Below are 23,368 nucleotides of genomic sequence, written 5' to 3'. Positions count from 1 at the left end.
GTGACACCAAACGGTTTCCTATAGGCGAAACCGAAAGGTTTCACATTATGTCCCCAGCCCTCGACCACGCCCAACCCGTTTTCCGCGCCCTCGCCGACCCGACCCGCTGCGCGATTGTGAAACTGCTCGCCGAGCAGGATCTGCGCGTCGGCGATATCGCGGCGCATTTCAAGATGACGCGGCCGGCCGTGGCCAAGCATCTCGCCGTGCTCAAATCCGCCGATGTCATCCGTGTCAGCCAGGCCGGGCGCGAGCGCATCAATTCGCTCAATCCGGCGGCGCTGAAAGCGGCGTCCGACTGGCTCAATTATTTCGACCATTTCTGGGACGACCGCCTGGCCGCCCTCAAATCTGCCGTGGAGGCCGACGCATGACCGAGCTCAAGATCACCAAGACCCTGTTTCTCAAGGCCCCCGCTGCCCATGTCTGGAAATTCCTCACCGAGGCCGACCGGCTGGCGACCTGGTTCCATCGCGGCGGTGCCGATCTGGTGGCCGATGGCGAATACAGCGTGCTGACCAATTCGCTCGGCAAGGAGGGCACCAGGATGTGCTGGGGCAAGGTGGTCGAATTCGATCCGCCGCGCCGCCTCGTCCACACCTTCACGCATGGCCGGCTCAAAGAGGTTGAAACCCTGTGCGCCTGGACGCTTGCCGATGTCGATGGCGGCACGGTGCTGACGCTGGAGCATACGGGCTGGGAAAAGCTCACCGAGGGCGGCTTTGCCACCGCCGCCAATCACGATGCCGGCTGGGACGAGCACTTCTCCCGCCTGCGCCGCGTCGTCAGCTGATCGCCGCGGCCATCTCCACCAGCTTGGCGACGGTATTCATATTGCGCGCGGTGCCGGCCTTTGCCGCCGGGATGACCAGTTTCGACTGCCCCATCCCGCCCGGATAGTGGACATGGATCTCGCGCACGCCGGGGCGGATCTCCTCATCGACCCGGTTCCTGAGCCCGTCCAGCTCGCCGGGCGCCTCGTCAAGGAAGATCGCGACGGTGCGATTGCCCGGCTGGTCAGCGAAGGGACTGGCCTCAAGCACGGCGCGCATCTCGTCGGCCGTGCGCACCATCACCGCGATCGGCTTGCCGGCCCAGGCGAGCAGCGCCGCCTCGAGACCGGCCTTCACCGCCGCCGCATCCTGGTCACTGGTGAAGACGACATTGCCCGAGGCGATCCAGGTCTTCACCTGGCCATGGCCGAGCGCCTCGCACATCGCGACGAGCTCCCCCATCGGCAATTTTCCGGTGCCGCCCACATTGACGGCGCGCAGCAGGGCGATGAAGGCGGTCATGGCTGGGTTCCTGGAACAGGGAAGTGAAACGCCACGGTCGCGCAGAAACCATTCATCCGGTGACATCACGGCAGCGCACCCGCGCACGCAGCTCCGCAAAATAGGTCGCATCGACCACGCCCATCGGCGCTGAACGAGCCCCCTCCAGCAGGAGGCCCCTCAATCGCTGAACTGCCAGATCCTTCTCGATCAGCTCGCTGACATACTCGCTCACGCCGGCATAGCCACGCTCAGCGACCTGTTGGTCGACAAACGTCTTGAGCGGGTCGGGAAGGGAGATGTTGATCGTGCGCATCGCGCCAGATTGGCGCCGGGGGCAAAATTTGGCAAGAATGAGCGAGCCGAGTGGGGACAGGCTCCGGCTTCAAGAATGCCGGACCCTGCCCCCATAAATCAGCCCGCGATGGGTCCGCCGCGCGTGGAAGCAATCCCGCCATCGCAGACCACCGTGGTGCCGACGATATAATCGCCGGCGCGCGAAGCGAGGAAGATCGCCGTGCCGGCCATGTCCTCGATCGTGCCGACGCGGCCCGAGGGCACCGCCTGCGAGACCAGGTCGGCATGGTCGCGCGCGACCTTGTTCATTTCCGAGGCGAAGGCGCCGGGCGCAATCGCCGACATGACGATATTGTCGCGCACCAGTTCCAGCGCCATGCGCTTGGTGAGGTGGATGATGCCGGCCTTTGACGCGGCATAGGAATAGGTCTCGAGCATGTTGACGGAGATGCCGTCGACCGAGCCGATATTGATCACCTTGGAGGGTTGTTCCTTGCTGCCGCCGGCCTTCAGCGCGCCAAACAGGGCCTGGGTCAGAAAGAAGGGCCCCTTCACATTGACGTCCATCACCTTGTCCCAGCCGTTTTCCGGGAATTCGGCAAAGGGTGCGCCCCAGGCGGCACCGGCATTATTGACCAGGATGTCGAGCTTGCTCTCCTGCTTGAGCAATTGCGCCGCCAGCTCGCGGCACCCTTCAACGCTGGAGACATCGCCGGGAATGGCGATGCATTCGCCATATTGCGACAGCTCCTTCGCCGCCTCGAGGCAAGGCCCCGCCTTGCGCGCCGAGATATAGACCTTGGCCCCCGCCCGCAGATAACCCTCGGCGATCATCGCCCCGATCCCGCGCGAACCACCGGTGATGAGCGCAACACGCCCCTTGAGAGAGAAGAGATTGTCCATGCTCATGATCGGTCTCGCTGATTGGGCGCGGCGCAAGGTCTGGCGGCGCGTATTGGAAGAACGGGTTTGTCGGGAATTGATTAGCGTGAAGGGCGCGGAGCGTCCAGTTGAGATGTGGGTATGGGGCGGAGTTGCTGGCGAACACCGCGTTCACCATCTGACAGCCCCTCTACAGCCGTGCGCGCAAGGTCCGCACATGTTTTCGGCCGACCGGGATTTGCCGGCCAACGGTCAGACTCACTTCATATCGGCTACCCTCATGGCTGTGGAGCGCCTCCACGGCATCGAGATTTACTGCCCAAGATCGATGCACACGCTGGAAAGTTTCGGGCAAATGATTCAAAACCTGGCTGAGGCCACGCCCGTCCAGGGTCACCGCATCATTGACTGAGTGGATCTCGGTATAATTGCCCGCTGCTTTCAGAAACAGGATCGCGTCGATCGGCAAAAAGCGCGTACGCCCGGTTTCCGTCACCGCGAGGGTTTTTGGCTTGGCGGCCTCTACAGGCAAAGGGACAAGTACAAAATCGTGTCGCAGCAGGGCGTGACCGAACAGGATGCTTGCCAGCAAATAGGCGCCCCGGTCGAGCAAATCCCCGGGTGATATCTGGCTATAGACCGCGATTGCCACCAGCGGGAGTGCGAGCAACAGGGCCAAACGGTCGGTGCGGACACCTGTCCAGACCGACCAGAGCCCGGCTGCGCCAACCAGAATGCCAATGGTATTGGAAGACCGGGCATCGTATCCGCTGGATGCCGACACCCCTATGGCGGCCAACAAGATGGCGCCCCAGAAGACAAGGTGCAGCACTTTGACCGAAGCCGACCACCGCAAAAGACCATGGCGCAACAAACCTGCGCCAAAGACAAAAAAACCTGTGAGCTGGATAGCCTGTCGTGGTTGATGCCAGTCATAGGGGTAATTGATGAGCGCGCGGGATATTTCTGCGCCACCCGCGATCAACAGCCCTGTCAATGCAATGATCAGCCATTGACCCACGGGGAATTTCCGGGCCCGCGACAGATGTGCGGCCAGCAAAATCAGGCCCGCCAATGCGCCCGCTACAAGGATGATGGGCGCATAATATCGCAAGGGGCGCCGCGCATCGTCACGATAAGGCAAAATGGACAGGGTCTGGAAGACAATGGCTGGCTGGTACCCCGCGTGATGGCTCGAATAGTGGAGCATGACCCAATTACCCTCCTCGCCTATCAGGCCGGACGGAATGGCAAACAAGCCGTCGATTTCTCCAGCCTGCTCATGGTCCGGCGTGGGCCCCGGGACACCTTTCGAACCGATCAGCACGCCGTTGAAATAGACATCGGCGGAGAATGGTCCACCCATCTGGACCGCCAATGGACGATCGCGCGGGAGGTCGCGAGCCGGCGACCACCGCAGCCAGGCGTCCGTTTGCAGATGTGGCAGATCCACAAGACCGAGTGTTTCGGCCTCGCCCCAGGCTGACTGCAGGTCGAGCGGGGCCGTCGTGCGGTACTCAACGGCCACGGCGGAATCAATGACGCGCGGTGTGACGGACTGCCCGGTCAAGGCCAGAAATGCGATGGCGACAAGCAGGACGACGCAAGCTTCAACGAATCTCACAAAGAGGTTTTTCGCAATGAGCAATTCGTCAGCCATGCGAGCAGTTCGTCATTTTTTGCTATCGCTGGCAAGGCGGTAGGGGCACTCGCGGCGCACAACAAAGCCAAAATGAGGAGTGAAGCCCATGCCGCTTGAAACAATAGGTGCCGCCGCGGATCATGTCAGAGGAAGCCCGTGGCTCGATAGGGACAGTGCCCATGCGTAACTATCTTCTGCTTGTCATCTCCGCCCCCATCGCAATTGCGGCCTGGGCTGCGCTCGTTTTTACCGGAACCATGTATGGCTGGACGCGCACCGCCATCGCCGAGCCGGGCGATGTGAGCGAATTTCTGCGAGCCGCCACCGAAATGATCGACGCCGAGCATCATGGCAATCTTGGATTTGCCCTGTTGGAGAATGGTGAGGTCGTCGGGGAATATTATGTCTCCATCGGCGCACCCATTGACCGCGACACCAGTTTTCAGGTCGCATCCCTGAGCAAATGGGTTTCGGCAGTCGGCGTGATGGCGCTTGTCGAGGATGGCACCATCGATCTGGACGCACCGGTCTCGACCTATCTGCACAGCTGGCAATTGCCGCAGGGCGAGTTCGACACTGACGGCGTCACAGTGCGCCGTCTGCTCAGCCATACGGCCGGTTTGACTGACGGTCTGGGTTATGGCGGGTTTGCGCCGGGTGAGGATATTCAGCCGCTGACCGAATCGCTCACCCAGGCTTCTGACGCCTCGCCGGGCGCCGACGGCCGGGTCCGCGCCAATCTCGAGCCCGGCGCCCAATTCGAATATTCCGGCGGTGGCTATACCCTGCTGCAATTGCTGGTCGAGGACGTCACCGGCGAGGCGTTCGAAACCTATATGCAGCGCGCTGTTTTTCAGCCGCTGGGCATGGAGAACTCGACCTATCTGGACGAGGTCAGCGATAACGGCAATCGCGCCGCCCTCTATGATATCGATGGCACCGAGGCGCTCCGCTATCGCTTCGCCGGGCTGGCCCCGACCGCACTCAACAGCTCGACCGCCGATATGGTGCGATTTCTCCAGTCAAATCTTGCAGCCGGGGCGAGTAGCGCGACCCGGCCCCACATCCTTCAACCCCGAACCATTGCCCTGATGCGCCAACCGGAGGCCTCGCAATTCGGTCTCGAAATCTGGGGCCTGGGCACGATTCTCTACGCACCAAACGGCCAGGGAGATTTCATCGCCGGGCATGACGGCAGCAATGATCCGGCGATCAATTCGGCCGTTCGCTACAATCCGGCGACCGGCGACGGTATTGTTGTCCTGGAAACCGGAGACCGCACTCTAGCCACCCGGATCGCTGGAGAATGGGTGTTCTGGCAAAGCCACCAGCTCGATGTGTTGAGCTTCACCGGTATCGCCGAAAACATGATCCTGACGGTCCTGGCCGGCGCCCTGGCTATCGTCCTCATCACGATCATTGTTGCCGCAAGCCTGGCCCGGCGCCGCTGGCGGCGACGACGCCGCGCCGCAACAGCCTGAGGGCGGGGCTGACGGGAAATTGAGCGATACCCCGCTCCAACATGGGGGAGGGGAACACCACCGTAATCGCGGCCATCTCCCCGTTTACCCTGCGCCATTGCCAAGGCGGTCTCCCGTCAACACAATGACCGGCAGCTCTGGGGGAATACGACATGCCATTGCCACTGGGTTTCATCCGACAATCCGGCGGGCGCGCAATGAGTGCCGCGCCGGCGACCGAGCGTCTGACCGGTATTGATGCGCTGCGCGGGGTCGCGGTGCTGGGCATTTTGATGATGAATGTCCAGGCCTTTGCCATGGTGCCTGGCGCCTATGATTACCCGCTGGCGCATATGGACATGTCCGGTCTGAACGCCCAGGTCTGGGCGCTCGGGCATACCGTGTTCTCGATGAAATTCATCACGATCTTCTCGGCCCTGTTCGGCGCCGGCATCATGCTGATGGTCGGCGAGAGCCAGGACACCAGCCTGCATTACCGTCGTATGTGGTGGCTGTTCGCGATCGGCATGCTGCACGCCTATCTGCTCTGGTATGGCGACATTCTCGTGCCCTATGCCCTGTTCGGCATGCTCGCGGTCAAGATGCGCTTCTGGTCGGCCGGCAAGCTGATCATCTGGGGCCTCGCCCTGATCGCCCTGAGCGGCGTCCTGGTCATCGGCCTGTTTCACGGCGTGATGGCGATGAAGGGCTTCGACCCGGCGATCCTGGGGGTATCGGAAGAGATCGTGGCCGCGTCGGTGGCGGCGAACCAGGCCGGTTATCTGGCGCAATTGCCCGACAACGCCCTCACCGCCGCGGGCGCCCAGTTCGCCAGCCTGACCATGTTTGGCGGCCGTATTTTCGGCGTGATGCTGATCGGCATGGCGCTGTTCAAGACCGGGTTTCTGTCGGCGACACTGAAATCGCGAACCTATTTCGCGATCGGCGTGCCCGGCCTTGTCTTCGGGCTCGCCCTGTCGGCCTGGAGTTCCGAGCATGCGCTGGCGACGAATTTCGCGCTGGAAACCGCCTGGCAATCCGGGCTGAGCAATTACGCCGGCAGCCTGCTGGCGGCGCTCGGCTATGCCGCCGGCATCATGCTGATCTGCAAGTCCGGCCGGGCCGGCTGGCTGGTTCAGGTGTTGGCCGCCACCGGCCGCATGGCCTTCACCAATTATCTGACCCAGACCCTGATCATGAGCTTCATCTTTGTCGGCGCACCCGGCCTGGGCCTGTACGGCACAGTGGAGCGCATCGACCAGGCCAAGCTGGTCCTGCTGGTCTGGGCGCTGCAATTGATCTGGTCACCGCTCTGGCTCAGCCGCTTCCGCTTCGGCCCCTTCGAATGGGTCTGGCGCTCGCTGAGCTATCGCCGCTTGCAGCCCCTGCTTGGAAAGGCCGAAGCTCCGGCCACTCCGGACGCCTGAGCCGGACGGCGCAAAGCAAGGCGATCGAGCCGCCGCCTTCCCCGCCCATCCGAACAGAGAAACGGCATGGCAGCTGTTCGCGCCATGCCGTTTCCTGTCATGATTGTCCGATGGGGAAGCGAAACTCGCCCCGGTCAGAAATGATCTAGCTGCCGGCCGCCGCCGTGCGGGCCCGTTTGCGCTCGAATTCCTTGAGGAAGATCTTGCGGATACGGATGGATTGCGGCGTCACTTCGACCAGCTCGTCATCATCGATGAATTCCAGCGCAAATTCGAGCGTGACGCGGATCGGCGGCGTCAGCACGATATTCTCGTCGGTTCCCGAAGCGCGCATATTGGTCAGCTTCTTGCCCTTGGTCGGATTGACGACCATGTCGTCATCGCGGGCATTCACGCCAATGATCTGGCCCTCATAGATATCCGCCGCGTGACCGAGGAAGAGCTTGCCGCGGTCCTGCAGGTTGAACAGCGAGAAGCCGGCCACCTTGCCATCGACCATCGAGACCATCGCGCCATTGTGACGCTGGCCGAACCGGCCCTCGGTGCGCGGGGCATAGTGATCGAAGCTGTGGAACAACAGGCCCGTACCTGAAGTCAGGGTCAGGAATTCAGAGCGGAAACCGATCAGGCCACGCGTCGGAATGACATAGTCCAGGCGCACCCGGCCATGGCCGTCCGGCACCATGTTTTTCAGTTCGGCGCGGCGCTGGCCGAGTTTCTCCATCACGCCGCCCTGGTGGATTTCCTCCAGGTCGATGGTCAGGCTCTCATAGGGCTCGCAGGACACGCCATCGATATCCTTGAGCACGACCCGCGGACGTCCGACGGCGAGCTCGAAGCCCTCGCGGCGCATGGTCTCGATCAGGATGGAGAGGTGAAGCTCACCCCGGCCCATGACGTTGAACTTGTCGGCATCGTCCATTTGCTCGACACGCAGCGCGACATTGTGGATCAGCTCGCGGTCGAGGCGTTCCTTGATATTGCGGCTGGTGACGAACTTGCCCTCGCGGCCGGCGAACGGGCTGTCATTGACCTGAAAGGTCATCGACAGGGTCGGCTCGTCGACAGAGAGCAGGGGCAGGCCTTCGACATGCTCCGGATCGCAGACCGTGTCGGAGATTTTCAGCTTGTCGATACCGGTGAAAGTGATGATGTCGCCAGCCTGGGCGGCATCGATCTCGACGCGCTCAAGGCCGTGAAAACCGTACAGCTGCAGGATCTTGCCCTTTTGCTGCGTGCCGTCGGCCTTGGCGACCGTGACGGGCTGGTTCTTGCGGATCGTGCCGCGGGCGATGCGGCCGATGCCGATTACGCCGGTGAAGCTGGAATAATCCAGCGCCGAGACCTGGAGCTGCAGCGGACCATCACGGTCGACCGGCGGCTCGGGCGTAAACTCGGTGATCATCTTGAAGAGCGGCTCCATATCGGTGCCGATCTCGCCGGGATTGCTCGCGGCCCAGCCCTGCAGGGCCGAGGCGTAGACGACCGGGAAGTCGAGTTGCTCTTCGGTGGCGCCGAGGCGGTCGAACAGGTCGAAGGTCTGGTCCAGCACCCAGTCAGGGCGCGCGGACGGACGGTCGGCCTTGTTGATCACGACGATCGGCTTGAGGCCGCGCGCCAGGGCTTTCTTGGTGACGAAGCTGGTCTGGGGCATCGGGCCGTCAACGGCGTCGACGAGCAGAAGCACGCAATCGACCATGGAGAGGACGCGTTCGACCTCACCGCCGAAATCGGCGTGTCCGGGGGTGTCGACGATATTGATCGACCAGTCGCCCCAGGTAACGGCCGTGTTCTTGGCCAGAATCGTGATGCCGCGTTCTTTCTCCAGATCGTTGGAGTCCATCATGCGTTCGGATGTATTGGCGCGTTCGCCCAGCGTGCCCGACTGCTTGAGCAGCTGGTCAACGAGGGTGGTCTTGCCGTGATCGACGTGCGCGACGATGGCAATATTGCGCAGCTTGTCGAGGGACGCGCTCATGAGTGTAATCCTGCTTGGTGAAAAGGCGCGCCCTCATACGCCGCCCAGCCCGGCATGGCCAGACTTTATTCCGCATCTTCTATGAGCGCCGCCCGGGCAGGGGGCGGAGCCAGCCGGCTAATTGGTGCCCGCCGCGTCTGCGGATCGGTTCCCCGGCGCTGGCTGGGCGCGAACCAGCACGGCCCGAAGGACATGAAATCCCAACGCCGCAAACAGGACCATCGCAGCCAGGCACCAGGCCCAGAAGCGCGCTGTCGCACGCGTCGCGCTCAGATCCACGACCGAGACGAAATACCAGGACGGGCCGCGGATGCGGCTGAAGGCGATCATGTTGGCACCACCGGGAACCACAAACACCCCGAATGGCCGCGGATCCGCGCGCAGCAGGGCCATGATCGCGTCCGGCTGCAGGGCCGGGTGCGGCTGTGCCGATTGCGCGACGGCACCGCGCGAGATCACATCACCATTGCGGTCGTACAACAGGTTGACGCCATGGGCCGGCGGAGTTTCCAGGGCCGAGGCAAGGGTTTCATTCATCGAGATCGAAGTGCCGAAACCGCCCAACAGAGTCTCACCCTCGCGCACCGGCTGGCGGCAGGCGCTGGCGGCGCGGTCACCGCCATCGGAATAAACAAAGCGCGACAGGCGCGTGCATTGCATTTCGCTGTCGGGGTTGAGGTGCAAATCGAACAGGGCCGCGTCCTCATCGCCGCGCAGCTCGAAATCCGCCGGCGCGTCGGCGCGATAGAAACTCAACCTGTCCTCACGACCGGGCGCAAAGATCACCATGCGCCGGTCCGGTGTGAAGAAATAGAGGCTGGTGAAGCGGCCGAGATAAGCCTCACCGACACTGCGAATGGTGTGGAAGGCGGCCAGATAGCGGCGCTTCTCGGTCTCGGTCATCTCGTCGCCGTTGGCGAGGAAGGCGCCCACCCCGAACACAATATCGCCGCCGGGAAGTGGGGTGCCGTCGAACAATTCCGGTGCACTGCGGCGCGTGCCATCGCCATACAGGGGGAAGAGCCGGTCGAATTCAGCCTCGACCGGCTGGCCCTGCAGGGATGCGAGACGGCGCTGGAAGGCCAGTTCGGCCGACTGGTTGAGCACACGGGCGTCCTCGAAAATCCGCGCCTCACGCTCTGAGCGCACCTGGATATAGGCCTGCAGATGCTCGGCCTGGGCGGTTTCAAGCGCACCGACGAGGATGCCGTAGCCGATGAAGCCGGTCAGCGCCGCCAGCAGGGCACAAAGCGCCAGATGCATGACAGGGATCAGAAATTTCCGGGTCGACAAACCAGGACTCCGTTTTGTTGTTGATCGCGACTCGTTGCGTCACAATCCCTAGGCGCAAGGCGCTAAGAATTCGTATCCACATCCATGGCGGCCTGACGGGCATTTGTCCCGTCCGGTTGATCATCGGGACCGAGCTGCAGCAGCAAGCCGGACAGGCGTTTCAGGCTGGTCTCGAACTGCTGGCGCTCGGGCGCGCCCAAGGCAGACTGGGCCTGGATCGATACGGACTCGACCCGCGGAACCAGCGACTGGTACATCGTCTCACCGCCATCGGTCAGATGCAAATGGCTGATCCGGCCATCATCCTGCGACGCCGTGCGCACCACCAGACCAGCCTCGAGCAGGGCCTTGGTCGCGCGGCTGACAATCCCCTTGTCCATCGGCGTCACCGCAACGACTTCGGCCGCAGTGCGGCCCGGTCGCTCGGCGATTGCCGCCATGACGCGCCATTGCGACAGGTTCAATCCCGCATGCCGCTTAACGATCGCCGCCGTGTGGCGTGAAATATGATCCGCCAGCACGGTCAGCTGATAGGGCCAATAGCTATCAAGCTGGAGCACACGCCGCGTGGCGGGGAAGGTCTGGTTCGGGTTCATACCGGCAAATTAGTTGTTTTCACAACTTGACGCAATAGCAACGATAATGATACTCCACCCGCAAGCTGGCCTGGGCTCCAGGCCGCCACATCATTCATTCCGGGAGATAATTCATGGCCGATCTGTTCGAAAATCCTATGGGGCTGTGCGGCTTCGAATTTGTTGAGTTCACAGCGCCGCAGAAAGGCATTCTGGAACCGGTCATGGCGTCGATGGGCTTTACCCATATCGCCAATCACCGCACCAAGGACGTCCAGCTCTGGCGCCAGGGCGGCATCAACATGATCCTGAATTACGAGCCCAATTCGCCGGCGGCCTATTATGCTGCCGAGCACGGGCCTTCGGCCTGCGGCATGGGCTTCCGCGTCCGCGATGCCGGCAAGGCCTACAAGCTGGCCGTCTCCAAGGGCGCCGAACCGATTGACATGAAGACCGGTTTCAGCGAACTGCGCCTGGCCGCGATCAAGGGCATTGGCGGCGCCTCGGTCTATCTGATCGACCGCTTCGAAGACGGGCAGTCGATCTATGATGTCGATTTCGAATATCTTGAGGGCGTCGACCGGCACCCGGCCGGTTGCGGCTTCAATGTGATCGATCACCTGACCCATAATGTTTACAAGGGCCGGATGGATTACTGGGCGAACTACTACGAAAACCTCTTCAATTTCCGCGAGATCCGCTATTTCGACATCAAGGGCGAATATACCGGTCTCGTCTCGCGTGCCCTGACCGCACCGGACGGGCTGATCCGCATTCCGCTGAACGAGGAAAAGGGCGAGAAAGTCGGCCAGATCGAGGAATATCTGCGCGAATACAAGGGCGAAGGCATCCAGCACATCGCATTTTCCTGCGATAACCTGATCGAGTGCTGGGACCGCCTGAAAGCCTCCGGCGTCAAATTCATGCCGGCCCCGCCATCGACCTATTACGACATGCTCGATGACCGCCTGCCCGGCCATGGCGAACCCGCCGACGAGCTGCGCCAGCGCGGCATCCTGCTCGACGGCACCACCGAAGGCGGCGAGCCGCGTCTGCTGCTGCAGATCTTCTCGGAAAAGGCGATCGGTCCGGTCTTCTTCGAATTCATCCAGCGCAAGCAGGATGAAGGCTTCGGCGAAGGCAATTTCGAAGCCCTGTTCAAATCCATCGAAGCTGACCAGCTCGCCCGCGGCGCCATCGACGCCGCCTAGGAGGCAATCATGACCGTCAATCTCAAGCGCATCCACCACGTCGCCTATCGCTGCAAGGACGCGAAGGAAACGATGGAATTCTACAAACGCGTCCTCGACATGGATTTCGTGCTGGCGATCGCCGAGGACCAGGTGCCATCCACCAAGGCGCCGGACCCTTACATGCACATCTTCATGGATGCCGGCATGGGCAATGTCCTCGCCTTCTTCGAACTTCCCAATTCGCCGGAAATGGGCCGCGACGAGCAGACCCCGCAATGGGTGCAGCATATCGCCTTTGAACTCGAAGACATGGACGCGCTGGAAGCCGCCAAGGCCCAGATCGAAGCCGAAGGCCTCGACGTGCTCGGCCCGGTCAATCACGGCATTTTCAAATCGATCTATTTCTTCGACCCCAATGGTCACCGCCTCGAACTGGTCGCCAACACGGCGACGCCCGAGCAGATGCAGCAACTGCACGAGGTCGCCCCGGCGATGATCGAGGAATGGAGCCGCACCAAGCGCGCCCCCAAACACGCCGCCTGGTTGCACGAGCACGACTAGGCCGGAGCCCAGCGCTTCTCCCTCCCCGCCCCGGCCCAGTCGCCGGGGCATTTTTTTGCGTCGCCCTTGAAATCCCGGGCTTTTCATTTCCCAAACGCCCGGGGCGTGCTACCTCCGGTCCAACGGGGGAATGCACGCATGAATCGCTTGATAGGCGAATTACTCAGACGCCACGTGTTGCGGGTTGCGGCGGCGTATCTGATTACCGGCTGGCTGATCATGCAGATCGTCAGCGTCATGACCCCGGCGCTCAATCTGCCCGACTGGGTCGACGGCTTCTTCGCCGTCCTGCTGATCGCCGGATTTCCGCTCGCCCTCCTGCTGGCCTGGGCCTTCGAGATGACGCCGGAGGGCGTGAAGCTGACCGCCGCCGTGCCCGATGGCGAGAGCATCGCGCCGAACACCGGCCGCAAGCTCGACTTCGCGATTGTCGCGGCACTGGCAGTGATGATCGCCTTCATCGCCTGGCAGCAATTGGCGCCGCGGGACGCCGCCCCGGCCAGTACAGCAGCGGCAAACGCCGCTGACGCCTCGGTTGCCGTCCTGCCCTTCATCGACCTCAGCGCGGCCGGCGATCAGGAATATTTCTCAGACGGGATATCGGAGGAGATTCTCAACGTATTGGTCCGCATCCCGGGACTGGGCGTCGCTGGCCGCACCTCCAGCTTTGCCTTCAAGGGCCGCAATGAAGACCTGCGCGAGATCGGCGAGGCGCTCGGGGTCAATCATGTGCTCGAAGGCAGTGTGCGCCGTTCCGGTTCGCGGCTGCGCATCACCGCCCAGCTGATCCGGTCCTCAGACGGTTTCCACATCTGGTCGGAAACCTATGACCGGGAAATCGCCGATATTTTCGACATCCAGGACGAGATCGCCGGTGCCGTCGCGGGCGAGCTCGCGATCTCGCTCGGGATTGACTGGCAGCCGCAGGCGCATGACCGCACCAGCGATATCGAGGCCTATGAGCTCTATCTGCAGGCCCGGCAGCTTTATTTCCGGCGCGGCCAGCGCAATATCGAGACGGCGGCGCTGCTGTTGCATGAAGTCGTCGCCCGCGACCCCGATTATGCACCCGGCTGGATCGCCCTGGCCGGCGTGTATTCGGTCTATGAATCCTATCAGCCCCGGGCGGCCGTCGACGACTTCCCCTATTGGCGCCGCATCGGACTGGCGGCCGCACAGCGGGCGGCAGCGCTCGATCCCCGATCGGGCGAGGCGCAGGCCTATATCGGCGTCTTCCTGACGCTGCGCCATGACTGGGTCGCCAGCTATCAAGCCTTCGACCGGGCCGTCGAACTGGAGCCGCAAAACGCCGCCGTCCTCGACATTTTTGCCCAGAATCTGATCGATACCGGGTACTTCGTGGACGCGCGAGAGCTGGCAGTCCGCGCCGTAACACTCGACCCGCTGGTGCCGATCTATCACAACACGCTGGGCTGGGCCTCGATGGAACATCCCGACTATGGCGGGGACACCGCGCTCGAGGAGTTCCGGCTGGCGCGTGCGCTCGGACCGGACCTGCCCTTCAGCTATAACAATGCCGTGAGAGCTCTGTTCAGCCGCGGGCGGCGCGAGGAGACCGGGCAGGTTTTTGAAGATATCCTGCGGCAAGGCATCTATCCCGAAGCGGCCCGTGAGCCCATAGATCGCCTCATGGAGGCATGGGCGGCCGGTGACACGGCGCTGCGCGCCCTGGCGGAGGACAGCACGTTCTGGCGTTCGGGAATTGCCGATCTGCTGGAAGACATGGAGATGGCCCTGGATATAGCCGAAGCGAACTGGTCCACCGAGCCGCGATCCAGTCTCGCTCTCTTCCTCGGCCTCGAGGCCAATTACCGCAATCATCCGCGCTGGCGCCAGCATATCCGCGATCTCGGCCTGCTCGAACTCTGGCAGGTGCGCGGCTTCCCCGAGGGCTGTCAGGCGCTCGGGACCGATGATTTTCAGTGTGAGGCCTTGCCGATCCGATGATCCTTTCCCGCATCATTCACCACCTGAAAACCCAGAACTGGACCGCTGTCGGCCTCGAATTCCTGATCGTCATTCTCGGGGTGGTGATCGGTTTTCAGGTCACCGAGTGGAACACACAGCGTCAGGCCCTCGCCCGCGCCGAACTGCTCACCACACGCCTGATCGCGGATCTGCGGGATGAACAATGGCGGGTGGAAGGCAATGCGATTTACTACGGCCAGGTGTCCGACAATGCCCAGCGCGCGATCGACGCGCTGGAGGGGCGACGGCCGGTGGATGATGAAACTCTGGTGATCGAGGCCTTCCGCGCGACCCAGATTTTCAGCTTCCCGGTGATCCGCACGACCTATGAAGAACTGGTCGCGACGGGAACCATCAATCTGATCGCCGATCAGGCCTTGATGACTGCGGCGGTGGAATATTATGAAACCGGGCCGGAAAACCTGAGCCTTCAGGATCGGGAGCGGGCCTACAGACGAGCTTTCGCCCGGCTTGCCGACCGCGCGCTTTATGACGCCCTGGCCGAAAATTGCGCCGAGCCGCGCACGCTCGGAATTGGCGATTTCACGGTCTTGCCGGAGATCCTCGACTTTCCCTGCGACATTGAAGGTCAGGACGAGGCGATCGCAGCCATGGCGGCGCGGTTGCGCAACTCCGATGCCCTCCTGCCGCTCTTGCGCCAACGCGCGATCGAAACCTCGATCGAGAGCGCCTCGCAAATCTACTGGCAAAACCTGTTCGCGGAGATTCTGCCACCGGTGGAGGGCACGCAATGATCCTCTCGCGCATCATCCACCATCTGAAAACCCGGAACTGGACCGCTTGCACGCGCTGCGCGACCATGCGGAACGCCTTTTGACCGGCATTGAGCCGCCAGGCTGACAGACGCGTTTCGGGCCAGACGCCTAGAGCCCCCGCAGCGCCTGCGCCGGGCCGGCATTGAGCTGCCAGTCGAGATCGCTCACGACATCGGGGGTCGGACCATAGGCCGCAAGGAAAGCGGCGCGTGCGGCCTCGTTCTGCCCGAAAACCCGCTGGGTCGCGGCCATTTCCGGATCGAGCCCTTCGGCAATGGCCCAGCGCCCCATCTCCCCGCCCGCATCACCCAGCTCGCGAAACTGCATGTTGAGAAGGGCGAGGCATAGCGCCGGATTGTCCGGCCGGGCATCGCCATATTCGTCAAACACGGTGATGCGCAAAGCCGGGTTTTGCGGCGCCGAAACGACCAGCACCACGCCGTCAAACCCGCCCAGTTCCGGGTCGGGCGCGTCGATGGCGATCTCGATCCCGTGCGCGGCGATGAAGGCCTTGAGCCTGCGAACGGCCTCGGGTACGGCCATCAGATCAGCCCGGTCAATTGCGGCCCGTCGCCGGGCTCGGTCAGCCATTCGCCATCGGTGCGGACATTGCCGACCGCCTTGTTGGCGGCATGGATCCACAGCGTCTCCGACGGCGCGCCCTTGAGGATGAGCTCGATATCGGCGGTATGGGGTTCGAGCCAGGGCTGGCACGCTTCCGGCCGCAACATCACCGGCATACGGTTATGGATCCGCTTCATGGCATCATTGGCCGGGATGGTCAGAATGGTGAAACTCTCGATTGCCGTCCCCTCGATCTCGGCCCGGTCCCACAGCCCGGCCATGCCGAACCAGTCACAATCCTTGAGCCCGATAAACCAGGGCTGTTTCGCCCCCTTCTCACCGGTCCATTCGTAAAACCCGACCGCCGGCACGATGCAGTGATGGCGGCGAAAGGCATGCCGGAAGCTGGGCAGGTCGGCGGCGGTCTCGGCCTTGGCGTTGAAGGTGGAATATTTCATCTCGCTCAAGGGCTTGTGCCAGAAATGCGGCACCAGCCCCCAGCGCGCCATCGCCAGCTCATTGCCGAGCTCTTCATCCGTGCGTTGCCGGATGATCGGCGCGATCTGGGTCGGGGCGACATTCCAGCGCGGCTCGAGATTGGTCGCCGCCTGCTGGAGCTTGAACGTCTCCTGCAGGATCCACCATTGCAGCTTGCCGATCGCATAACGTCCACACATGGGGGGAGGTTAGCGCGAACAGGCGATGATTGCAGCCCGGGAGATGGGCCTTTCACTCACCCCAAACAACCAACCCGTTGTCATCCCTGACGGATGCCCCGCGAATGCGGGGCGCAGATCAGGGACCCAGAACCACCATCGCGACTTCAGCTTGATGAGTCCGGCCCATCGCACAAGCGGCCACCCGTCGGGCGTCTGGGTCCCTGATCTCCGCCCGGATCGCTGACGCGTCCGGGCATCCGTCAGGGATGACAAATTGTGTTCATTGGTGGGTAAATGAGGAGGCCCCATGGGCCGGACCCCGCCCTGAAACCCATGCCGAGACCTGGCCAGAGCGGAGTTGAGCCGTCAAGGGCGCCAAAGGCGCCGCTCCGCGGGCATGCCCCTTGACGGCTCAACTCCGCTCTGGCGCCCTGCTTGGCAAGTAATTCAGGGATAGCTGTGCCCGCCAGTGGGCGACGACGCAAAAAATCGTGTCTGTCCCGGGCACTTTTATGCTTTCCAACCTCGCTCCAACCCGCCTCATCCGGCCTTCGGCCACCTTCTCCTCACGGAGAAGGAATGTGTGCGCGTCTTCCCTCTCCGTGAGGAGAGGGAAGACGCGCAGGGGCGGGTGAGGCGGGCAGCGCAACGTTGAAGAACGCGCGCGCCCCGCCCTCACCGATTCCCCGCTTGACTCTCCGCGCCTCTGAACGGAACATAAGTAGAACATTCAACAGAGGCCATGACATGCCAACTGCGATGCGCGTCCGAACAGGGCGGCCGCAGCTCGAGGAGCTGCGACGCCAGATCCAGGCGATTGAAACGTCCGCCTCCCTGCCCGCGCCTGCGGACCGGGACGCGCTGGCGCTCGGGTCGGGTCTGCATGAGATCTGTCCGGCCAGCTATCTCGACACGCCCGCGGCCCTGGCCTTCCAGATCGGCATGCTGGGCGGCGGATTGTCCGCGCAGGACAGAGGCCGGCCCGTGATCTGGGTGCGATCGGAGGGCCAGCGCGCCCATGATTTCGGTCGGCCCTACCCGCTCGCTCTGGCCCGTTGGGGGCTGGAGCCGGAACGGGTGCTGCTGGTCGAGGCGCGCGATGCCGGCGATGTGTTGTGGGCGATGGAGGAAGGGCTGAATGCCGGCGCGCTGGTGATCGGCGAGATCGGCGCCTCGGCCCGTTACGACCTCACCGCCTCGCGCCGTCTGCACCGTGCCGCCCAGGCCCGCAGCGCGCAGGTGCTGGTCTTGCGCGGGCATCACGACATCCAGCCCAGCGCGGCCCTGACCCGCTGGCGATTATCCGCCCTGCCGTCACCGGACCGGCCATGGCGCGGGGCGACAGGTCTGCCGGGATTGGGAGCACCGCGTTTTCGCGCCGTGCTCGAACGGGTCCGGGGCGGCCCGCCGAAAAGCTTTGAGATCGAGTGGAAAAATGCGGCGTTTCATGTCCTTGAGCCTGCCGAGATGGCCCGTCGAACGGCGCAGCCTGCGCCCCGATTGCGGGCCGGCTGATGATCCCGCTTCCCCCTTCGCCCTGGTTCACACCAGCACGGGTGGTGAGCGTCTCTACGCGCTCAATAATGAGGCGGCGCGGCTCGGCCTGCGGCGGGGTCAGGCGCTGGCCGATGCCAAGGCACTGGAGCCGGGCCTGCGCATTGCGCCGTTTGCGCCCGATGCCGACCGGCGTCTGCTCGGCGCCTTTGCCCGCTGGTGTGGCCGCTGGTCGCCCTGGACCGCGCCCGATCCGGGCGAGCCAGGAGAGGATGGCGTGATGGTCGATATCACTGGCTGCGCGCATCTGTTCGGCGGCGAGGACGCCCTCGTCACCGCCGCGCTCGCTGCCGTGCGCGGTCAGGGCCTGACCGCCCATGCCGCCATCGCCCCGACCATCGGTCTCGCCTGGGGTCTGGCGCGCTTTCCGGCGCGGCGGCAGGCAAGCGGCTGGCTGATTGCCGATGATATTGCGTCCAGCCTGCATGCCCTGCCGGTCGAGGGTCTGCGCATTGGCGACACCGCCGCGCGGCTGCGCCGGTTCGGGCTCAAGCGTGTCGGTGATATTGCCGGCCTGCCGCGCGCCAATCTGGCGCGGCGTTTCGGCCCCGATCTGGTGCGTCGCCTTGATCAGGCGCGCGGCCAAGAGGACGAGACCCTCAATCCGCTGCAGCCGAAAACCCCGTTTCGCGCCCGGATGCGCTTTGCCGATGCCCTGCTTTTGCTGGAAGGGATCAAACAGGCGGTGCGCGAGACAGCCGAAGCGCTGTGCGCCCATCTGGAGAGCGAGGGCCGTGGTCTGCGCCGGGTCGAGCTCAACCTGTTTCGCGTCGATGGCAAGACGCATCTCCTGATCATCGGCACCGCCGCGCCGGCCCGCGATCCGGCCCATATCGCGCGCCTGTTCAATGAAAAGCTCGACCGCGCCGAGATCGATATCGGTTTCGGTATTGATGTCGTCGAGCTCAATGCCACCGCCACCGGGCCGCTGTCCGGGCGGCAATCGGGCCTGATCGGCGAAGATCGCATCGACGCCGAGGATTTCGCCCGCCTGACCGACCGGCTCAGCGTCCGCCTCGGCGAGACACGCGTCAAACGCGCCGCCCGCCGTGACAGCCATATCCCCGAACGCGCCGCCGGCTGGAGCGCCGACACCGTACAATCCGGCGCCGCCCTGATGCTGCGCGAGGCCGGCGGACAACCGACCTTTCTCATGACGCCGGAGCGTCCCCTGCTCATCCTCGCCCGTCCGGAACCGGCCGAAGCGGTGGCGGAGATTCCCGACGGCCCACCGCGCAGCTTCGTCTGGCGCCGCACCCGCCACCAGGTGCGCCAGGCCGAAGGCCCCGAACGCCTCGCCCCGGAATGGTGGCGTCCGCCCGGCCGCGCCAGCCCGAAAACCCGCGATTATTTCAGGATCGAAACGATCGAAGGCCGCCGTTTCTGGCTCTTCCGCGACGGCCTCTACGGCCCGGAAACCCTCAACCCGCAATGGTTCGTACATGGAGCATCATGATGGATATGACCCACGCCCCCCTCACCACCACCGAGATCGCCCGCCGCCGGCGCAAGACCATGCCGCTGGCCGCCCGGATACTCTGGCAGCGCCTGCGCGCCGGCCGGATTTGCGGCCATAAATTCAGGCGTCAGCATCCGATCTCCGGCTATATCGTCGATTTCGCCTGCCTCAGGCACAAGCTGGTGATCGAGCTTGAGGCCGGCCCGCGCCTGACCGGCGACGCGCTGCAACGCGACCGCCGGCGCATGCTCGATCTGATGCATGAAGGCTGGACCGTGCTGCGACTGGCCGAGTCCGATGTTTTCAACCGGCTCGACCAGGTCATCGCCACCATCACCCGGCATCTGCCGCCGGAATCCGACCGTCAGACCGCAGCCGCGCGCGCCGGACAACACGTGTGACCCAATTCGCCGAGCTGGTCGCCGCCAGCAATTTCACCTTCCTGACCGGCGCCTCGCACGGCGATGAAATGGTTGCCCAGGCGAAGGCGCTGGGCCTGGCGGCGATCGGTCTGGCGGATCGCAATTCCTTCGCCGGCGCCGTGCGCGGCCATCTCGCGGCGAAGGAGGCGGGCATCAAATTCCTCGTCGGGGTGAGGCTGGTCACCACATGCGGTTTCGAACTGGTCGCCTATCCCAAACACCGCCACGCCTATGGTGCGCTGGCGCGCATGCTGACGGACGCCAATTTCCGCTCGAGGAAAGGCACATGCGAGCTGTGGCTGGAACAGATTGTCGAGGCCTCCAGGGACCAGATCTTCATCCTGCTGCCGCCCGATCCCCTGGATGCGGATTGGCAGGCCAGGGCAGCGGACTTCTGCGCCCGCTCGCAGGCCAGCCATCACCTCGCCCTCACCCGCCGCTTCGATGGCCGCGATGGCGAACGCCTGCATCAGCTCGCCCGGTGCGCCGCAGAGCTCGGGCTGAACTGCATCGCCACGAATGACGCGCTCTATCATGTCCCGGAGCGCAAGCCGCTGGCCGATGTCGTCGCCTGTATCCGTGAGCATGTGCGGATCAAACAGGCCGGCTTCCTCATCGCCGCCAATGCCGAACGCCATCTCAAGCCACCGGCCGAAATGGCGCGCCTGTTTCGCGGCCATGAGGCGGCTGTCGCCAATACCGTCGCGCTCGCCGACAGCATCAATTTCAGCCTCGAGGAACTGGTCTATCAATATCCCAGCGAAGTGGTTGGCGATGATGAGACCCCGGCCCAGACCCTGCGCCGGCTGACGACGGAAGGTCTGGAGCGGCGCTGGCCCGAGGGCGCACCGGACAAGATCCGCGCCGCTATTGCCCATGAGCTCGAACTGATCGAAAGCCTCGATTTCCCGGCCTATTTCCTCACCGTCCACGACATCGTCCGCTTCGCGCGCAGCCAGGGCATTCTGTGCCAGGGCCGCGGCTCGGCGGCCAATTCGGCCGTGTGTTTCGCCATCGGTATCACCGAGGTCGACCCGACCCTGATCGATCTCCTGTTCGAGCGTTTCGTCTCGACGGAGCGCGGCGAGCCGCCTGATATCGATGTCGATTTCGAGCATGAGCGGCGCGAGGAGGTGATCCAGTATGTCTATGAGAAATACGGCCGCCGCCGCGCCGCCATGACGGCAACGGTCAATTGCTACCGCCCGCGCGGCGCCATCCGCGAGGTCGGCAAGGTGTTCGGCCTGTCCGGCGATGTCATCGCGGCCCTGTCGAAAACGCTGTGGGGCTGGTCGACCGATGATCTCACCGATAACCGCATCCGCACCGAGCTCGGCCTCGATCCCGATACGCCTGATATCGCGATGACCTTGCATTATGCCCGCGAGCTGATGGGCTTCCCGCGCCATCTCTCGCAGCATCCCGGCGGTTTCGTGATGATGCAGGGCCGGCTCGACGAGATCGTGCCGCTGCACAATGCCGCCATGCCCGACCGCACGGTGCTGGAATGGGACAAGGAGGATATCGACGCGCTCGGCCTGATGAAGGTCGATGTGCTGGGCCTCGGCATGCTGAGCTGCGTCGCCCGCGCCTTCGATCTGATCGAGCGCCATTATGGCCGCGGCCTGACCATGGCCTCGATCCCGCAGGCCGATGATGCCGTCTATGACATGATCTGCAGGGCCGACACGGTCGGCGTGTTCCAGATCGAAAGCCGGGCCCAGATGACGATGCTGCCGCGCCTGCGGCCGCGCACATTCTATGATCTGGTGATCGAGGTCGCCATTGTCCGGCCCGGTCCGATCCAGGGCGATATGGTGCATCCCTATCTGCGCCGCCGCTCGGGGCTCGAACCCGTCGAATACCCGTCAAGGGCGCTTGAGGAGGTACTCGGCAAGACGCGCGGTGTGCCGCTCTTCCAGGAACAGGCGATGCGGATCGCGATTGTCGCCGCCGGTTTCACCCCGGCCGAATCCGACCAGCTGCGCCGTTCCATGGCCGCCTTCCGGCGCTCCGGCTCGATCCATGAAATGGGCGAGAAACTGATGACCGGCATGATCGCCAAGGGCTATGAACCCGATTTCGCGCAGCGCTGTTTCAAACAGCTCGAGGGCTTTGGCGAATACGGCTTCCCGGAAAGCCATGCCGCCAGTTTCGCCCTGATCGTCTATGTTTCCTGCTGGCTGAAGCATTACTATCCGGACGCCTTCGCCGCCGCGATCCTCAATGCCCAGCCGATGGGTTTTTACGCTCCGGCACAACTGGTCCGCGATGCGCGCCAGCATGGCGTCGAGGTCAGGCCGCCCGACATCAATCATTCCGACTGGGACTGCACGCTGGAGCCGGCCAGATCCGGCCCCCACTTCGCCCTGCGTCTCGGCCTGCGCCAGATCAAGGGATTGCGCGAGCCCGCCGCTGCGCGCCTGATCGCGGCGCGAAATGACGGCGGTGCCTTCACCAGCGTGCCCGATCTCGCCCGCCGTTCGCGCCTCGATCGCGGCACCATGGACCGGCTCGCCAATGCCGATGCCTTCGGCTCCATCGCCCTCGACCGCCGCCAGGCCGGCTGGACAGCACTGGCCCAGGCCGGCAAGCCTTTGCCCCTTTTCGAGCACGCCGATGAATACGGCCATGAGGCCGCCACCGCCCTGCCGCAGATGAGCGCCGGCGAGGAAGTCGCCCAGGATTACAAGACACTGCGGCTGTCGCTGAAAGCCCATCCGATGAGCTTCTTCCGCGCCGAACTGGAGGAGAGCGGCCATGTCCGCGCTGACCAGCTGGGCGAGATGCGCGATGGCCGCTGGGTCAGCCTGGCCGGCCTGGTTCTGGTACGCCAGCGCCCCGGCTCGGCCTCGGGCGTCATCTTCGCGACGCTGGAGGACGAGACCGGCGTCGCCAATATCATCGTCTGGCCGAAATGCTTCGAACGCCACCGCAAGATCGTGATGCGCTCCAAGCTGATGGCCGTCACCGGCCGGCTACAGAAGGAGGGCGAGGTCATCCACATCATCGCCAGCCGCATCACCGACCAGTCCTGGCGCCTGGCGGCGCTGGCCGATGGCGAGGAGTTTTCGGAAGCCCTCGCCCACGCCGACGAAATCGCCCGCCCGCAAGACGACCCCCGCCTGATCGCGATCTATCGCCGCGTCATGCAGGGGGAAAGGCTGGAGGATGTGCTGCCGAAGAGCCGGGATTTTCATTGAGGGGGGGGGGGGGAATGCAGCAACGATCAATAGCTCCTCCACCGCCATCAAAGAGCGTCATCCTGACGACGGTCAGGACCCAGTTTCAAACTCCGCGCAAATTCAGGATAGTGCCCACTTGCGTACCGGCGGAGCCCTATGAACTGGGCCCTGACCGTCG

21 protein-coding genes are annotated in these 23,368 nt (G+C 63.8%); 12 read left to right on the top strand and 9 right to left on the bottom strand.

Annotated elements, in window-relative coordinates; translation table 11 throughout:
* Positions 1 to 47: 47 nt before the first annotated feature.
* The gene (locus ACN0YL_RS06635) at positions 48 to 374 is read left to right on the top strand and encodes an ArsR/SmtB family transcription factor (protein ID WP_417497431.1); all 327 of its coding nucleotides are present in this window, start codon (positions 48 to 50) and stop codon (positions 372 to 374) included.
* Entirely contained in the window at positions 371 to 793 is a 423-nt protein-coding gene (locus ACN0YL_RS06630) for an SRPBCC family protein (RefSeq protein ID WP_417497430.1), read from the top strand. Before ACN0YL_RS06635 ends, ACN0YL_RS06630 begins: the two co-directional genes overlap by 4 nt.
* On the opposite strand, the gene ACN0YL_RS06625 is transcribed toward ACN0YL_RS06630, so the two are convergent.
* From ACN0YL_RS06625 to ACN0YL_RS06610, 4 genes are all read right to left on the bottom strand, one after another.
* Positions 786 to 1,295 carry a DUF1697 domain-containing protein gene (locus tag ACN0YL_RS06625; RefSeq protein WP_417497429.1) on the bottom strand — a complete coding sequence of 170 codons (510 nt, stop codon included), beginning with the start codon at positions 1,293 to 1,295 and terminating at the stop codon, positions 786 to 788. The genes ACN0YL_RS06630 and ACN0YL_RS06625 overlap by 8 nt on opposite strands.
* A 52-nt stretch (positions 1,296 to 1,347) precedes the next feature.
* Positions 1,348 to 1,590: a ribbon-helix-helix domain-containing protein gene (locus tag ACN0YL_RS06620; protein ID WP_417497428.1), complete on the bottom strand. Its 243-nt coding sequence runs from the start codon at positions 1,588 to 1,590 to the stop codon at positions 1,348 to 1,350.
* A gap of 98 nt (positions 1,591 to 1,688) precedes the next feature.
* Positions 1,689 to 2,474, bottom strand: coding sequence for an SDR family NAD(P)-dependent oxidoreductase (locus ACN0YL_RS06615; protein WP_417497458.1), 786 nt, complete (start codon positions 2,472 to 2,474; stop codon positions 1,689 to 1,691).
* Positions 2,475 to 2,643: 169 nt separating this feature from the next.
* Entirely contained in the window at positions 2,644 to 4,113 is a 1,470-nt protein-coding gene (locus ACN0YL_RS06610) for a LytTR family DNA-binding domain-containing protein (protein ID WP_417497427.1), read from the bottom strand.
* 161 nt (positions 4,114 to 4,274) lie between these two features.
* Here ACN0YL_RS06610 and ACN0YL_RS06605 point away from each other — a divergent pair, with 161 nt between their 5' ends.
* Complete coding sequence (locus tag ACN0YL_RS06605; protein ID WP_417497426.1) at positions 4,275 to 5,576, top strand: serine hydrolase domain-containing protein; 1,302 nt, start codon at positions 4,275 to 4,277, stop codon at positions 5,574 to 5,576.
* Between the two features lie 152 nt (positions 5,577 to 5,728).
* Positions 5,729 to 6,982 (top strand): DUF418 domain-containing protein, encoded by a 1,254-nt coding sequence (locus tag ACN0YL_RS06600; RefSeq protein ID WP_417497425.1) that lies wholly within the window; start codon positions 5,729 to 5,731, stop codon positions 6,980 to 6,982.
* A gap of 145 nt (positions 6,983 to 7,127) precedes the next feature.
* On the opposite strand, the gene typA is transcribed toward ACN0YL_RS06600, so the two are convergent.
* From typA to ACN0YL_RS06585, 3 genes are all read right to left on the bottom strand, one after another.
* Positions 7,128 to 8,960 (bottom strand): translational GTPase TypA, encoded by a 1,833-nt coding sequence (gene typA, locus ACN0YL_RS06595; RefSeq protein WP_417497424.1) that lies wholly within the window; start codon positions 8,958 to 8,960, stop codon positions 7,128 to 7,130.
* 117 nt (positions 8,961 to 9,077) lie between these two features.
* On the bottom strand, positions 9,078 to 10,253 hold the full coding sequence (locus ACN0YL_RS06590; protein ID WP_417497423.1) for a hypothetical protein: 1,176 nt from the start codon (positions 10,251 to 10,253) through the stop codon (positions 9,078 to 9,080).
* Between the two features lie 62 nt (positions 10,254 to 10,315).
* Entirely contained in the window at positions 10,316 to 10,849 is a 534-nt protein-coding gene (locus tag ACN0YL_RS06585) for a MarR family winged helix-turn-helix transcriptional regulator (protein WP_417497422.1), read from the bottom strand.
* Between the two features lie 113 nt (positions 10,850 to 10,962).
* Here ACN0YL_RS06585 and hppD point away from each other — a divergent pair, with 113 nt between their 5' ends.
* The 4 genes from hppD to ACN0YL_RS06565 all read left to right on the top strand — a co-directional run bounded on the left by hppD (position 10,963) and on the right by ACN0YL_RS06565 (position 15,326).
* Entirely contained in the window at positions 10,963 to 12,039 is a 1,077-nt protein-coding gene (gene hppD, locus ACN0YL_RS06580) for a 4-hydroxyphenylpyruvate dioxygenase (protein WP_417490482.1), read from the top strand.
* Between the two features lie 9 nt (positions 12,040 to 12,048).
* On the top strand, positions 12,049 to 12,582 hold the full coding sequence (locus ACN0YL_RS06575) for a VOC family protein (RefSeq protein ID WP_417490481.1): 534 nt from the start codon (positions 12,049 to 12,051) through the stop codon (positions 12,580 to 12,582).
* A gap of 138 nt (positions 12,583 to 12,720) precedes the next feature.
* Positions 12,721 to 14,550 carry a tetratricopeptide repeat protein gene (locus tag ACN0YL_RS06570; RefSeq protein ID WP_417497421.1) on the top strand — a complete coding sequence of 610 codons (1,830 nt, stop codon included), beginning with the start codon at positions 12,721 to 12,723 and terminating at the stop codon, positions 14,548 to 14,550.
* Positions 14,547 to 15,326, top strand: a complete 780-nt coding sequence (locus ACN0YL_RS06565) for a hypothetical protein (RefSeq protein WP_417497420.1) — start codon at positions 14,547 to 14,549, stop codon at positions 15,324 to 15,326. The genes ACN0YL_RS06570 and ACN0YL_RS06565 overlap by 4 nt, the downstream gene beginning before the upstream one ends.
* A gap of 129 nt (positions 15,327 to 15,455) precedes the next feature.
* On the opposite strand, the gene ACN0YL_RS06560 is transcribed toward ACN0YL_RS06565, so the two are convergent.
* Positions 15,456 to 15,890, bottom strand: a complete 435-nt coding sequence (locus tag ACN0YL_RS06560) for a hypothetical protein (RefSeq protein WP_417490478.1) — start codon at positions 15,888 to 15,890, stop codon at positions 15,456 to 15,458.
* Positions 15,890 to 16,588 (bottom strand): SOS response-associated peptidase, encoded by a 699-nt coding sequence (locus ACN0YL_RS06555; protein WP_417497419.1) that lies wholly within the window; start codon positions 16,586 to 16,588, stop codon positions 15,890 to 15,892. Before ACN0YL_RS06555 ends, ACN0YL_RS06560 begins: the two co-directional genes overlap by 1 nt.
* A gap of 741 nt (positions 16,589 to 17,329) precedes the next feature.
* Between ACN0YL_RS06555 and ACN0YL_RS06550 the strand changes: the two genes are divergently transcribed.
* From ACN0YL_RS06550 to ACN0YL_RS06535, 4 genes are read left to right on the top strand one after another with little or no spacing between them, the layout of a single operon-like run.
* Positions 17,330 to 18,085: an ImuA family protein gene (locus ACN0YL_RS06550; protein WP_417497418.1), complete on the top strand. Its 756-nt coding sequence runs from the start codon at positions 17,330 to 17,332 to the stop codon at positions 18,083 to 18,085.
* A complete protein-coding gene (locus ACN0YL_RS06545) occupies positions 18,024 to 19,580 on the top strand; it encodes a DUF6504 family protein (RefSeq protein ID WP_417497417.1) in 1,557 nt (518 codons plus the stop codon). Before ACN0YL_RS06550 ends, ACN0YL_RS06545 begins: the two co-directional genes overlap by 62 nt.
* Before the next feature lie 5 nt (positions 19,581 to 19,585).
* Positions 19,586 to 19,984, top strand: coding sequence for an endonuclease domain-containing protein (locus ACN0YL_RS06540; RefSeq protein ID WP_417497416.1), 399 nt, complete (start codon positions 19,586 to 19,588; stop codon positions 19,982 to 19,984).
* Positions 19,981 to 23,208 (top strand): error-prone DNA polymerase, encoded by a 3,228-nt coding sequence (locus ACN0YL_RS06535; RefSeq protein ID WP_417497415.1) that lies wholly within the window; start codon positions 19,981 to 19,983, stop codon positions 23,206 to 23,208. Before ACN0YL_RS06540 ends, ACN0YL_RS06535 begins: the two co-directional genes overlap by 4 nt.
* Positions 23,209 to 23,368 lie beyond the last annotated feature (160 nt).

This window comes from Maricaulis sp., assembly GCF_048269565.1.
Taxonomy (GTDB): domain Bacteria; phylum Pseudomonadota; class Alphaproteobacteria; order Caulobacterales; family Maricaulaceae; genus Maricaulis.
Note: the sequence above shows the minus strand (reverse complement) of the source record. Positions and strands in the feature narration are given on the sequence as shown.

Coding starts and splice junctions, on each gene's coding strand:
- typA (WP_417497424.1), bottom strand. CDS start 8,960: ATGAGCGCGTCCCTCGACAAGCTGCGCAATATTGCCATCGTCGCGCAC.
- ACN0YL_RS06575 (WP_417490481.1), top strand. CDS start 12,049: ATGACCGTCAATCTCAAGCGCATCCACCACGTCGCCTATCGCTGCAAG.
- ACN0YL_RS06620 (WP_417497428.1), bottom strand. CDS start 1,590: ATGCGCACGATCAACATCTCCCTTCCCGACCCGCTCAAGACGTTTGTC.
- ACN0YL_RS06605 (WP_417497426.1), top strand. CDS start 4,275: ATGCGTAACTATCTTCTGCTTGTCATCTCCGCCCCCATCGCAATTGCG.
- ACN0YL_RS06565 (WP_417497420.1), top strand. CDS start 14,547: ATGATCCTTTCCCGCATCATTCACCACCTGAAAACCCAGAACTGGACC.
- ACN0YL_RS06635 (WP_417497431.1), top strand. CDS start 48: ATGTCCCCAGCCCTCGACCACGCCCAACCCGTTTTCCGCGCCCTCGCC.
- ACN0YL_RS06600 (WP_417497425.1), top strand. CDS start 5,729: ATGCCATTGCCACTGGGTTTCATCCGACAATCCGGCGGGCGCGCAATG.
- ACN0YL_RS06585 (WP_417497422.1), bottom strand. CDS start 10,849: ATGAACCCGAACCAGACCTTCCCCGCCACGCGGCGTGTGCTCCAGCTT.
- ACN0YL_RS06625 (WP_417497429.1), bottom strand. CDS start 1,295: ATGACCGCCTTCATCGCCCTGCTGCGCGCCGTCAATGTGGGCGGCACC.
- ACN0YL_RS06560 (WP_417490478.1), bottom strand. CDS start 15,890: ATGGCCGTACCCGAGGCCGTTCGCAGGCTCAAGGCCTTCATCGCCGCG.
- ACN0YL_RS06630 (WP_417497430.1), top strand. CDS start 371: ATGACCGAGCTCAAGATCACCAAGACCCTGTTTCTCAAGGCCCCCGCT.
- ACN0YL_RS06610 (WP_417497427.1), bottom strand. CDS start 4,113: ATGGCTGACGAATTGCTCATTGCGAAAAACCTCTTTGTGAGATTCGTT.
- ACN0YL_RS06615 (WP_417497458.1), bottom strand. CDS start 2,474: ATGGACAATCTCTTCTCTCTCAAGGGGCGTGTTGCGCTCATCACCGGT.
- ACN0YL_RS06540 (WP_417497416.1), top strand. CDS start 19,586: ATGACCCACGCCCCCCTCACCACCACCGAGATCGCCCGCCGCCGGCGC.
- hppD (WP_417490482.1), top strand. CDS start 10,963: ATGGCCGATCTGTTCGAAAATCCTATGGGGCTGTGCGGCTTCGAATTT.
- ACN0YL_RS06550 (WP_417497418.1), top strand. CDS start 17,330: ATGCGCGTCCGAACAGGGCGGCCGCAGCTCGAGGAGCTGCGACGCCAG.
- ACN0YL_RS06570 (WP_417497421.1), top strand. CDS start 12,721: ATGAATCGCTTGATAGGCGAATTACTCAGACGCCACGTGTTGCGGGTT.
- ACN0YL_RS06555 (WP_417497419.1), bottom strand. CDS start 16,588: ATGTGTGGACGTTATGCGATCGGCAAGCTGCAATGGTGGATCCTGCAG.